The following is a 12,584-nucleotide window of genomic DNA, read 5'->3' on the forward strand; positions in this document are numbered from 1 at the left end:
GAGCGTGCCGGTGCGTGCGTCGAAGGGATGGGCGAAGACGGTGTCGGCGCCGAGGTCGACCGACCATAGCCACCGATTGTCCGGGGTGAAGCCGACCCAGTGCGCATGCGGGCCCGCCTGGCGATCGGTGACGGGGCCGCTGCCCCGGTGGGGGTGGACCGTTGCCGGGGCCGAGGGAAGGCCGGTGGCGGGGTCGAGACGGATCAGAGCGACGCTGCCGCTGCTGTAATTGGCGACGGCAAGCGCAGTGCCGGTGCGGTCGAGCGCGACATGGCAGGGATCGGCACCGGCGGACGAGACATGCGCGACGCGGGTCCAGCGGTCGCCATCGGTGCGGAAGGCGGAGACCATGCCGTCCGCGCCCTCCTGCACCAGATAATGGAGCCCGTGGCGGGGGTGGCGGATGCCGAACGAGGCGTCGGGCGCATCGGCGACCGGCGCGGCCGCCTGCCAGCTCTCGGTATCGGGGCGGTAGTGGAGGGGCAGGAGGCCGTGGCCGCCTTCCCGGTTGTAGCCGCCGGCGTAGAGCGCGAGCGAAGCGGGGGCGGCGTGCGCGGGGAGGGGAAGTGCCGTGGCACCGATCGCACCAAGGATCGTGCGTCTGGACATCGGGGTGGTCATGGCTTCTCCTGTTCGCATCCGCCGGGGGGCGATCAGGTCTATGGCATGGCGCGGGGTGCCGCGGCTATCCTTGCCTGATCGCGGAAAGGTTCGGCGCCGAACGCGCCTCGCCTTCCGCTCTCACGATGGCCAAGGGACAACCGGTCACGCGCCCGCAAGCGTCAGGCGTTCCAGTTGGTCGTCGGTCAGGACCAGCGTCATGGCGGGAAGGAGATCCTCTACCTGCGCGACGCTGGTGGCGCTGGCGATGGGGGCGGTGACGCTGGGCTGCGCGATCAGCCAGGCGAGCGCGATCTGGGCGAGGGTGGCGCCGGTCTCGGCGGCGACGGCGTCCATCGCGTCGAGAACGGCCTTGCCGCGACCTTCAAGCAGGTCGGCCATGCGGCCGCCGCGCACACTTTTGCCGAGATCGTCGCGGGTGCGGTACTTGCCGGTCAGGAAGCCCGAGGCGAGGCCGTAATAGGGCACGACGCCGATATTCTCGGTGACGCAATAATCCTGCAACTCGCCCTCGAACTTGTGGCGGCTGACCAGATTATATTCGGGCTGAAGGACGTGGAAGCGGGGCAGGCCGGCGTCACGGGCGGCGTCGTTGGCCGACTTCAGGCGGGCGGCGTGGAAGTTGGAGGCGCCGATCACGCGGACCTTGCCGGCGTCGACCAGGCGGCCGAACGCCTCCATGCTGGCCTCCTGCGGGGTGTCCTCATCGTCCTGATGCGCGAAATAGACGTCGATCCGGTCGGTGCCGAGCCGCTTCAGCGAGGCGTCGCAGGCGGCGGCGATGCGGGCGGGGGCGAGCTTTTCGCCACCCTCGCCGGGGAGCATGCCGACCTTGGTGGCGATCAGCACCGCGTCGCGCTTGCCACTGATGCGGAGCCATTCGCCGATCATCGTCTCGGATTCGCCGCCGCGGTGGCCGTCCACCCAGGCGGAATAGACATCGGCGGTATCGATCAGCGTACCGCCGCCCGCCACAAAGGCGTCGAGCACGGCAAAGCTGGCCGCGCGGTCCGCCGTCCAGCCGAATACGTTGCCGCCCAGGACCAGGGGCGCGATCTGGAGGTCGGTGGAGCCGAGGCGGCGGCGGTTCTGCGGATCGGTCATGGCATCACCCTTCGGGATCGGTGGCGTTGTCATCCAGCGCGTTCAGGTCGACGGCATTGGCGTCGAGCATGGCGGCGGCCTCGTCCAACTGTTTCGCCTCGTCGGCGGTAAGGCCGCCCGGCTGGTCGTCGCCGCCCGAACAGGCGGCAAGAAGCAGGAGCGCGGCGGCGGGAAAAAGGCGGTTCATGCGGCAAGTGTCGTCCGGCAGGGTCGGCGCTGTCCAGTCCGACGGGGGCGCCGGGGACAGGGCACCGGCCCATATCCCCGGCCGTCATCATCAGTCGCGGATCGCGTTGCCCGCGCGGGTGAGCGCGTTGCCGGTCGCATCGGCGGCGGCATCCGCACCGTTGCTGATCGAATCGCCGGCCTTGCGGGCGCCGTTCTCGATCCGGTCGCCGGCATTGTCCATCGAACGCTCGGCCGAACCCAGCGCACGATCGCTGGCGGCGTCGACGTCGTTCACGGCGTTGCGCGTGGTCGCCTCGGTATCGGCGGCGACGGCGTCGGCGGCCTGTTCGGTCTGCTCCTGGGCGTTCTGGCTGCAGGCGGCGAGCGCGAGGGCGGCGGCGGCGGTCAGACCGAGGGTAAACGTCTTCATGCGGGCATACTCCCTTGGATTTCCGAAGCGAACTCAACCGTCCGCAACCGGGCCATAACGCAGATGTGCCGTTTGAGGTCCGAAACGACCATTTCGTTGACCGCATATAAAGATATCTTTATATGTCGATCCATGGCGATGGCGCTCGACATTTTCCGTGCCCTTGGCGACCCGACGCGGCTGCGCATCCTGGCGTTGCTGCGCACGATGGAGCTGTCGGTCGGCGAACTGGCGCAGGTGCTGGGGCAAAGCCAGCCGCGCGTGTCGCGACATGTGAAGATCCTGGTCGATGCACGGCTGGCGGAGCGGCGCAAGGAAGGCAGCTGGGTGTTCGTCGCGCTGGGCGCGCGCGAGGCGGTGGCGCCGATCGTGGCGGCGCTGGACCAATGGTCGGTGCACGAGCCCGATCACTGGGCGGTGGCGGACGCGGCCCGGCTGGCGGCGGTGCGTGCGGACCGCGCGGCATCGGCCGCGACCTGGTTCGAGGATCATGCCGCCGAGTGGGACGCGATCCGCTCGCTGCACGTCGCCGAGAGCGAGGTCGAGGCGGCGATGGCCGCGCTGCTGGGGCAGGGGTCGATCGGCACGCTGATCGATATCGGCACAGGTACGGGCCGGATGCTGGAGGTGTTCGGCGCGCAGGCGGACGCGGCGCTGGGCATCGACCGGTCGTCGGAGATGCTGCGGCTGGCGCGCGCCAAGCTGCACGACCGGCCGAACACCGAATTGCGCCAGGCGGACCTGTATGCGCTGCCCATGGCGGACGGCGCGGCGAACGTCGCGATCCTGCACCATGTGCTGCATTTCGCGCAGCAGCCGGGCGCGGCGATCGCCGAGGCCGCGCGCGTGCTGGCGACGGGCGGGCGGTTGCTGATCGCCGACTTCGCGCCGCATGACCGCGAGGACTTGCGTGCGCGCGACGCGCATACCCGGCTGGGCTTTGCCGACGAACAGATTGCGGGCTGGTTCGCCAATGCGGGCCTGCGCATGACGCAGATCGAAACGCTGGGCGGCGGTACGCTGACGGTGAAATTGTGGCTGGGCACCAAACAGGGGCTGAAAGGCCTGCGCCCGGTCGACTCCAACATGGTGAAAGCGGCATGACGACGATTTCCGTTCCCCAGCTCGAAGAAGCGCGCCGTGCGCTGGAAGCGCCGCTGTTCGCCGATGTCGGCGGCGACATGGAGGTGAGCTTCGAGTTCTTTCCGCCCAAGACGGAGAAGATGGACGCGCAGTTGTGGGACGCGATCCGCACGCTGGAGCCGCTGGGCCCGCGCTTCGTATCGGTGACGTACGGGGCGGGCGGATCGACGCGCGAGCGGACGCATGCGACGGTGGCGCGTATCCAGCGGGAAACCTCGCTGGCGGCGGCGGCGCACCTGACCTGCGTGGAGGCGACGCGCGAGGAGATCGACCAGGTCGCCGAGGATTACTGGGCGGCGGGCGTGCGCCATATCGTGGCGCTGCGCGGCGATCCGCCGACGCTGGGCGCCAAGTTCGCCAGCCATCCGGGCGGATACGCCAATGCGGCCGATCTGGTAGCGGGACTGGCCAAGCGGCACCCGTTCGAAATCTCGGTTGCGGCCTATCCGGAATGCCACCCGGAGTCGGTGGATACGGTGGGCGATATCGACAATCTGAAGCGCAAGCTGGATGCCGGCGCGACGCGGGCGATCACCCAGTTCTTCTTCTCGCCAGAGGCATTCTTCCGCTTTCGCGACGCGGTGGCGGCAGCGGGGATCACCGCCGAGATCGTGCCGGGCATCCTGCCGGTGTCGAACGTGGCGCAGACGCGCAAGTTCGCGGGGCTGTGCGGGGCGGCGATTCCGGACTGGATGGACCGATTGTTCGAGGGGCTGGACGATCATCCCGCCGCACGGCAACTGGTGGCGGCGACGATCGCCGCCGAGATGTGCCGCAGGCTGTATGCGGGCGGCGTGAAGAGCTTCCACTTCTACACGCTGAACCGCGCCGAACTGGCGTTCGCGATCTGCCACATGCTGGGCGTGCGCGCCAAGCCGCAGGCGGTGGTGGCGGCGGCCTGATCCCGCCCGCAATCTTCGCGCCCTGATTTTCCCTCCCCGACCCCTCCCGCCAACGGGAGGGGGGAGTTGTACCGATGACGATCCGAGACACCTTCTTCGCCGAGGCGGCCAAGCGCATCCTGATCACCGATGGCGCATTCGGCACCGAGATCCAGAACTGGAAGCTGTCCGAGGCGGATTATGCCGGGACGCTGGGCTTGGGCCATGACCAGAAGGGCAACAACGACATACTGGCGCTGACCAAGCCCGAGGTGCCCGAGGCGATCCACCGCGCCTATTTCGAGGCGGGCGCCGACATCGCCGAGACCAACACCTTTTCCGCCAACCGGATCAGCCAGGCCGATTACGGTGCCGAGCATCTGGTGCGCGAGATCAACGTCGAGAGCGCCAGGCTGGCGCGCCGCCTCGCCGACGAGTTCCAGGCGAAGGATGGGCGCCCGCGCTTCGTGGCGGGGGCGATCGGGCCGACGAACAAGACGCTGTCGCTATCCCCCGACGTCAACGATCCGGGGTATCGGGAGATCGATTTCGATTATCTGAAGGGCGTGTACCGGGAGCAGATCGATGCGCTGCTCGAAGGGGGCGCGGACTTCATCCTGATCGAGACGGTGTTCGACACGCTGAACGCCAAGGCGGGGATCATGGCGGCGAGCGACGCGGCGCGCGATCTGGGCCGGGACGTGCCCGTCATGCTGTCGATGACGCTGACCGACCTGTCGGGGCGCAACCTGTCGGGCCATACCGTGGAGGCGTTCTGGCATGCGGTGCGCCACGCCCGGCCGGTGACGATCGGGCTGAACTGCTCGTTCGGTGCCGAACAGTTGCGGCCGCACGTGAAGACGCTGTCGGAAATCTGCGACACGCTGATCATGGTCTATCCCAATGCCGGGCTGCCCAACGAACTGGGCGCCTATGACGAGGCGCCGGCGACGACGGCCGGGCTGGTGCATGAATGGGCGGGCGCGGGGCAGGTGAACGTGCTGGGCGGATGCTGCGGATCGACGCCGGCGCATATCCGGGCGATCGCCGAGCGTGTGCAGGGCGTGGCGCCGCGCCGCATCCCGACGCCGCCGGTACGGACGCGATTGGCCGGGCTGGAGCCGTTCACGATGGCGGCGTGACCCTTTCAGCCCTCTCTCCCTCGGGGGGAGGGCTGGTGAAGGCTGCCCAGCAGCGCTTCGCTCAGTGAGACACCTACCCCTCACCCAACCCTCTCCCCGGAGGGGAGAGGGCTTAGAAAAGAACATCATGACCACCAATTCCTCCACCCAATTCGTGAATGTCGGCGAGCGGACCAACGTCACGGGATCCGCGGCGTTCAAGAAGCTCATCATGGCCGGCGACTATGCCCGCGCGGTCGAGGTGGCGCGCAGCCAGGTGGAGAATGGCGCGCAGGTGGTCGACGTCAACATGGACGAAGGGCTGCTCGACGCCGAATATGCCATGACGACCTTTCTCAAGCTGATCGCGGCCGAACCCGATATCGCGCGGGTGCCGATCATGATCGACAGCTCGAAATGGAGCGTGATCGAGGCGGGGCTGAAATGCGTCTCGGGCAAGCCGATCGTCAATTCGATCAGCATGAAGGAGGGCGAGGAGCAATTCCTTCATCACGCGCGGCTGTGCATGGCGTACGGCGCGGCGGTGGTCGTCATGGCGTTCGACGAGGTGGGGCAGGCCGACACCAAGGAGCGCAAGGTCGAGATCTGCGTCCGGGCCTATGACCTGCTGACGGGCATCGGCTTTCCGCCCGAGGACATCATCTTCGACCCCAATGTCTTTGCGGTGGCGACCGGGATCGAGGAACACAACAACTACGGCGTCGACTTCATCGAGGCGTGCCGCGAGATCAAGGCGCGCTGCCCGCACGTCCATATCTCGGGCGGGTTGTCGAACCTGTCGTTCAGCTTCCGCGGCAACGAGCCGGTGCGCCGGGCGATGCACTCGATCTTCCTCTACCATGCGATTCCGGCGGGCATGGACATGGGGATCGTCAATGCCGGGCAACTCGACGTGTATGACACGATCGACCCCGAACTGCGCACCGCCTGCGAGGACGTGATCTTGAACCGCGATCCGGAGGCCGGCGACCGGCTGGTCGCGCTGGCGGAAAAATTCCGGGGTACCGATGCGGTGGCGGAGAAGCAGGCCGCCGAGTGGCGCGGGCTGGAGGTGACCAAGCGGCTGGAATATGCGCTGGTCAAGGGCATCGACGCGCATGTCGTGGACGATACCGAGGAGTTGCGTGCGGCGGTCGCCGAGCGCGGCGGGCGGCCGATCGAGGTGATCGAGGGGCCGTTGATGGACGGCATGAACGTCGTCGGCGACCTGTTCGGTTCGGGCAAGATGTTCCTGCCGCAGGTGGTGAAGTCCGCCCGCGTGATGAAGAAGGCGGTGGCGCACCTCCTGCCCTTCATCGAGGCCGCCAAGGAGCCGGGCGCCAAGGGCAAGGGCCGCGTCATCATGGCGACCGTCAAGGGCGACGTGCACGATATCGGCAAGAACATCGTCGGCGTCGTGCTCCAGTGCAACGGCTTCGAGGTGGTGGACCTGGGCGTCATGGTGCCCTGGGCCAAGATCCTGGAGGCCGCCAACGAGAACGACGCGGACATGATCGGCCTGTCCGGCCTCATCACCCCCTCGCTGGACGAGATGGTGACGGTGGCCGAGGAGATGCAGCGCGCGAACATGACGATGCCGCTGCTGATCGGCGGCGCCACCACCTCCAAGGTGCACACCGCGCTGCGTATCGCGCCCGCCTATGAGGGGCCGGTGGTGCACGTGCTGGACGCGAGCCGGGCGGTGGGCGTCGCGACCACGCTGGTCTCCGACACGCAGGCGGAAGGCTATGTCGCCGGGATCGCCGCGGAATATCAGAAGGTGCGCGATGCGCGCGCCGGCAAGGGGCAGAACGACCTGCTGCCCTTGGCCGAGGCGCGGGCGCGTGGCTTCACCGCGGACATGATGCTGAAGGCCAACGCGCCGAAGCAGCCGGGCGTGCACGTCTTCGACGACTGGTCGCTGGAGGACCTGCGGCATCATATCGACTGGACGCCCTTTTTCCGTGCGTGGGAGCTGGCGGGCAATTTCCCGGCGATCCTGGACGACGCGGTGGTGGGGGAAAGCGCGCGGTCGCTCCATGCCGATGCGCAGGCCATGCTCGACCGGATCATCGCGGAGAAGTGGCTGACCGCCAGGGGCGTGGCCGCGCTGTGGCCGTGCCGGCGCGACGGCGACGATGTGGTGCTGGACGAAGGTACGCGGCTGCCGTTCCTGCGCCAGCAGATCGCCAAGCGCGAGGGGCGGGCCAATATGTGCCTGGCCGATTTCATCGACCCCGCAGGCGACTGGATGGGCGGCTTTGCGGTCGCCATCCACGGCATCGAGCCGCATCTGGCGCGGTTCAAGGCGGATGTGGACGATTATAACGACATCCTGCTCAAGGCGCTGGCCGACCGGCTGGCGGAGGCGTTCGCGGAGGCGCTGCACGCGCATGTCCGCACCGTGTTGTGGGGCTATGCCGAGGGCGAGCAGCTGACCAACGAGGCGCTGATCCGCGAGCAGTATCGCGGCATCCGCCCGGCACCGGGCTATCCGGCCTGCCCCGAGCATAGCCTGAAGCGCACGCTGTTCGACCTGCTGGGCGCGGAAGATGCGGTGGGCATCGAATTGACCGAGAGCTTCGCGATGCTGCCGACCGCGGCGGTCAGCGGCTTCTATTTCGGGCATGCGCAGGCGGAATATTTCGGCGTGGCGCGGATCGGCGAGGATCAGGTCGCCGATTATGCAGCGCGGCGCGGCGTGGACGTTGCACAGGCGACGCGCTGGCTGCGCCCGAACCTGGATTGAGCCGGTCCCCTCTCTTTGCAAGGAGAGGGGAACAGCCATTTTCCAGGTCGGGGTCTCGCCGGGGCCGCCATCCCCGGCGTCGGGACAATCTGGGCGGGGATCAGAAGCCGCGCTTCACCAGCGCGGGGTCGCGTTTCAGCATCGGGGCGACTTTGGGGATGGTCAGCATCGTGCTGGCGACCGCCATCAGCAACAGGGCCGTGAAGGTCTCGTTGGTGATGATGTGCTTGTCGAGCAGGATGTTGGCGAAGATGATCATGATCAGCGCCTTGGTCTGAAGCAGCCAGCCGATCGCCTTGGCATCGCCCTTGGGCCAGTTCAGGATGCGGCCGGCCATGGCGACGCCAGCCAGCTTGCCGCCGACCGAGGCGACGAGCAGCAGCGCGGCGGCGGCGAACACCGCGGCGCCGCCGACGCCCCACTGGGTCTTGAGGCCGGTCGACAGGAAATAGACGGGCATGATGCCCATCAGGATCGTCTGGCGGAACCGGTCCATGCGCGCCTCGCCGAACCAGTGCGCGTCGAGGACGGCGCCGGCCAGGAACGCGCCGACCATGAAGTGCAGGCCCGCCCAGTCGGCCGCAAAGCCGCAGGCGGCCAGCCAGATGAGCCCGACATACCAGCGGTCATTCTCCGGAATGGCGCGGAGCAGGCGGCGGATCGCCCAGGTGGCGACGGCGAAGCCGACAAGGAAGCCGGCCTGTCGCGTCACGCGTTCCCAATCGAGCAGGATGAGCGCGAGAACGCCCCATATGGCGATGTCGTCGAGACTGGCATAGCGCAGCACCCGCTGGCCGAGCGGCGCGCGCAGGATGGCGAGCTTTTCCATCAACAGGACGAGGATGGGCAGCGCGGTGACGGCACATGCCATGCCGATGCCGAGCACCACCTGCCAATCCGCGCCGTCCGCGCCGCGCCAGCCGGGGAAGCGCAGCATCGCGAGCGCGGCAAGACTGCCGGCGATCAGCGGCACACCGAGGGCAAGGCCGGCGGTGATCCCGGTCTCCCGGCGGCGGCGCCACGCCTCGCCCACATCCAGTTCCAGCCCGGCGATCCAGACGAACAGCATCACCGCCCACCAGGCGATGCCGTTCAGCGCGGTGATCGTCGGCCCGGCGAAGACGAAGGCGTAGTAGCCTGGGAAGATCGCGCCCAGCACGCCTGGCCCGAGCAGCACGCCGCCGATGATCTGCACGACGACGAGCGGCGCCCAGTAATCGGTGCGGCCCAGTCGCCAGACCAGATAGGGGCCGGTGAAGATGATAAGGATCGCGAGGAGGAATATCTCCGTCGGCGTCATGTGCATGATGGTTGATACCCCCCGTTTTTTGCTGGTTAGCGAAGGTCGGGGGCGGGGGGCAATGGGCGCTGGTTTTACGCCCTCTCCCCTTTTGGGGAGAGGGTGAAAGTTACCTTCGGCAGGTGTCGGCGGGGCCGGAGTCCAGGTCCAGGCAGCGGCCGTCGAGACCCGATACCGGCAGGCCGATCGTCGCGGCGAGCGTCGGGGCGATGTCCACCGTTTCCACCGATAGCGGCTGTTCGAAGCCGGTCATGCCGCGGCGCCAGAACAGGATCGGCACGCGGCGGTCATAGTCCCACGGGCTGCCATGCGTTTCGACATAGCCGGGGGCGGCCTTCTCGATCGTGGTGACCCGCGGCTTGAGCAGGACAAGCAGGTCGCCCGACCGCTCGGGATCGTAGGAGGAGCGGGCGCGCTCCAGCAGGGTCCAGGTTTCGGGGGGGCTGGTCGGCCAGGCCTGCGCGGCGATCTCGGCGCGGGTGAAGGCGGCGGCGACCTGCGGCATGGCGAGGTAGCGGCGCTTCGCCTCCGCCAATACCCTGGCGCGGGTGGCGGCGGGCAGATCGGCATCGACATAGATGTCGCCGTCCGAGCCGAGCAGCACCGGCCCCTTCAGTCCCATCGCCTGCCCGATCGCGGCGCCGACAGTCTTGGCCTGCCACTGCGGATCGACATGCGTTTCCATCGGCATCGCGCGTTCGATCTGGCGCTCGGTCATGTCGTGCGCGCCGTGGTCTGCGGTCAGCACCACTTCGTAATCGACGCCGGTCTGGTCGAGCACAGCGAAAAAGCCGTCGAGCGTCTGGTCCAGCTCGTTCATCTGGATGCACATCTCGGTGCCCTGCGTGCCCAGCGAATGGCCGATATAGTCGGTGGCGGAGGCGCCGATCGAGATGATGTCGGTCTGCGGACCCTGACCCAGCTTCATGTCCTGCACCAGTCCGGCGGCCATCGCGAACACCGCGGCGTCGGACGCGGGGGATGCACGAAACGCCTTGAGATCACCCGCCGCGCGCTGGAAGCGGCCCTGGCCGATCACCTGGTTGCCGACGGCGATCGGGCGGTCGAGCGGCTTGCACCAGCCGGGCAGGGGCAGCGCCTCCTGCGGCTGGGCGAGCAGGGCGGCGACTGCATCGCGGGTGCGCTGCACCACCGGGGGCACCGCGCGGCCGGCATAGGAGACATAGGTCTTGCCGTCCCACCACCAGAGCTCGTCGACCTTGTGGCCGCCCATCATCACCGCCGCGCGGTCCTTGCCCGCGACCGAGACGACGCGGGTGCGCGGATCGGCATTCTTCATCCGCTCGCCGAGCGTCGGCACCTTCAGATGCTTGTCCGACACGGTGTAGCTGTCATGGCTGGAGCCGGGGACATTCTCGTCCTCCGAGCAATAAACGATCTTGTCCGGGCGGCCGACGCGCTGGTCGATCCAGTTGTTGGCGATGATGCCGGTATGCGCCGGGCGAAAGCCGGTGAGGATGGTGGAATGGCCCGGGCAGGTTTCGGTCGCGGCATGGCTCTGATAGCCCGAGGGGAAGACACCACCCGACAGCAGCCGCGCGAAGCCGCCGGTGAAGCGGTTGCGATATTGCTGGAACAGGTCGGCGGCGAACTGGTCCACCGAGATGGCGACGATCAGTTTCGGCCTGGCAGCCGGGAAAGGCGCGGGGGTCGGGGCGGGCGCCTGCTGCGCGGCGGCGGGGGTGCCCACGGCCAGCGTGGAGGCGAGCAGCATGGCGAGAAAGGATTTCATCGGGAACCTTGATGCATAGATGGGGCGCCCCCGCTATGGGACGGGGAACGCGACAGAGGCAAGGTTTCGATGCGGCACTGGCTTTACATGATGATGACGCTGGTGCTGCTGTTCGTCGCAAACGGCGCGGGCGCGCAGGGCAATGCCGACCCGGCCAGTCTGCCTGCGCCGCATGTCCGCATGACGCTGATCCCGGAAACGGCCGCTCCGGCGCCGGGGGGCAGGGTGATCCTGGCCTTCTCGGCCGTGCCGCAGCCCGGCTGGCACGCCTATTGGAGCCATGGCGGGGATGCGGGGCTGGGCACCAGCCTGGACTGGACGCTGCCGCCAGGGGTGACCGCGGGGCCGCTGCGCTATCCGGTGCCGGGGCGGCTGCTGATCTCAGGCCTGATGAACTATGTCTACGAGGCGCCGTTCGCGCTGCTGGCCGATGTGTCGATCCCGCGGGATGCGGTGCCGGGCACGCGTTTGCCGGTAAAGGTGAAGGCGGATTATCTGGTATGCACCGACCGCATCTGCGTGCCGGAAAGCCAGATGTTGTCGACCGCGCTGATCGTGGGCGATGGCGCGGTCGAGGCGGGGTCGCTGGCGCAATTCGATGCGTGGCGGGCGGCGCTGCCGCGGCCGCTGGGGTCGCAGGCGACCTATCAGGTGGCGGACGGACGGTTTCGGTTGGCGGTTCCGCTGCCGGCGGCGGCGGAGATCGGGGACGTCTATTTCTACCCCGCCGCGCCCGGTATCCTGGCGCATGCCGCGCCGCAGACGGTGCGGCGCGAAGGGGATGTGCTGATCGTCGAGACCGGTGCGGCGGCGGTGCCGGTACGCGGCGCGATCGCGGGCGTGCTGGCGACCGACAAGGGGCGCGGGCTGGCCCTGACCGCGATGCCCGGTGCGGTAGCGGGCGCCACGGGTGACGGGGCGTGGCGCACAGCCCTGCTGGCGCTGCTGGGGGCGGTGTTGGGTGGCGTGATCCTGAACGTCATGCCGTGCGTCTTCCCGATCCTGAGCCTGAAGGCGCTGAGCCTGGCGCGCGGCGGCGCGACCCCGGCAGCGGCACGCAGCGAGGCGCTGGCCTATAGCGCGGGCGTGGTGCTGGTGTGCGTCGGGCTGGGTGCCGCCCTGCTCGCCCTGCGCGCGGGGGGCGCGACGATGGGCTGGGCATTCCAGTTGCAGGACCCGCGCGTGATCGGCGTGCTGCTGCTGCTGGTGGCGGGGATCGCGTTCAATCTGGCGGGGTTGTTCGAACTGCCGACGCCGGCATTTGCCGGGCGGTCGGGGCATGCGGGGGCGTTTGCGACGGGGGCGCTGGCGGCG

At 68.5% G+C, this 12,584-nt stretch carries 11 protein-coding genes; 5 read left to right on the top strand and 6 right to left on the bottom strand.

Annotated elements, in window-relative coordinates:
- From OXR08_RS17860 to OXR08_RS17875, 4 genes are all read right to left on the bottom strand, one after another.
- A partial coding sequence (locus tag OXR08_RS17860; protein ID WP_267351929.1) for a beta-propeller fold lactonase family protein occupies positions 1-621 on the bottom strand: 621 nt, incomplete at its 3' end.
- 144 nt (positions 622-765) lie between these two features.
- Complete coding sequence (locus tag OXR08_RS17865; protein WP_267351930.1) at positions 766-1,725, bottom strand: aldo/keto reductase; 960 nt, start codon at positions 1,723-1,725, stop codon at positions 766-768.
- 4 nt (positions 1,726-1,729) lie between these two features.
- Entirely contained in the window at positions 1,730-1,912 is a 183-nt protein-coding gene (locus OXR08_RS17870) for a hypothetical protein (protein ID WP_267351932.1), read from the bottom strand.
- Between the two features lie 90 nt (positions 1,913-2,002).
- Complete coding sequence (locus tag OXR08_RS17875) at positions 2,003-2,323, bottom strand: hypothetical protein (protein ID WP_149681917.1); 321 nt, start codon at positions 2,321-2,323, stop codon at positions 2,003-2,005.
- 132 nt (positions 2,324-2,455) lie between these two features.
- Here OXR08_RS17875 and OXR08_RS17880 point away from each other — a divergent pair, with 132 nt between their 5' ends.
- The 4 genes from OXR08_RS17880 (at position 2,456) to metH (ending at position 8,217) form a co-directional block, all read left to right on the top strand.
- Positions 2,456-3,427, top strand: a complete 972-nt coding sequence (locus tag OXR08_RS17880; RefSeq protein ID WP_112383394.1) for a metalloregulator ArsR/SmtB family transcription factor — start codon at positions 2,456-2,458, stop codon at positions 3,425-3,427.
- Positions 3,424-4,368: a methylenetetrahydrofolate reductase [NAD(P)H] gene (gene metF / locus OXR08_RS17885; RefSeq protein ID WP_112383395.1), complete on the top strand. Its 945-nt coding sequence runs from the start codon at positions 3,424-3,426 to the stop codon at positions 4,366-4,368. The genes OXR08_RS17880 and metF overlap by 4 nt, the downstream gene beginning before the upstream one ends.
- A gap of 74 nt (positions 4,369-4,442) precedes the next feature.
- On the top strand, positions 4,443-5,489 hold the full coding sequence (locus tag OXR08_RS17890) for a homocysteine S-methyltransferase family protein (protein WP_112383396.1): 1,047 nt from the start codon (positions 4,443-4,445) through the stop codon (positions 5,487-5,489).
- 127 nt (positions 5,490-5,616) lie between these two features.
- Entirely contained in the window at positions 5,617-8,217 is a 2,601-nt protein-coding gene (gene metH / locus OXR08_RS17895; RefSeq protein WP_267351937.1) for a methionine synthase, read from the top strand.
- A 100-nt stretch (positions 8,218-8,317) separates the two neighbouring features.
- Here metH and OXR08_RS17900 read toward each other — a convergent pair whose 3' ends face one another.
- Both OXR08_RS17900 and OXR08_RS17905 read right to left on the bottom strand, forming a co-directional pair.
- Positions 8,318-9,523, bottom strand: a complete 1,206-nt coding sequence (locus tag OXR08_RS17900; RefSeq protein ID WP_267351939.1) for a cation:proton antiporter — start codon at positions 9,521-9,523, stop codon at positions 8,318-8,320.
- 103 nt (positions 9,524-9,626) lie between these two features.
- Positions 9,627-11,270 carry an alkaline phosphatase family protein gene (locus OXR08_RS17905; protein WP_267351940.1) on the bottom strand — a complete coding sequence of 548 codons (1,644 nt, stop codon included), beginning with the start codon at positions 11,268-11,270 and terminating at the stop codon, positions 9,627-9,629.
- An 87-nt stretch (positions 11,271-11,357) separates the two neighbouring features.
- On the opposite strand from OXR08_RS17905, the gene OXR08_RS17910 reads away from it, so the two are divergent.
- Positions 11,358-12,584, top strand: a 1,227-nt coding sequence (locus OXR08_RS17910; protein WP_267351942.1) for a protein-disulfide reductase DsbD domain-containing protein, incomplete at its 3' end; no start/stop codon positions are given.

Source organism: Sphingomonas sp. GM_Shp_2 (genome assembly GCF_026540875.1).
In the GTDB taxonomy this organism is placed as follows: domain Bacteria; phylum Pseudomonadota; class Alphaproteobacteria; order Sphingomonadales; family Sphingomonadaceae; genus Sphingomonas; species Sphingomonas carotinifaciens.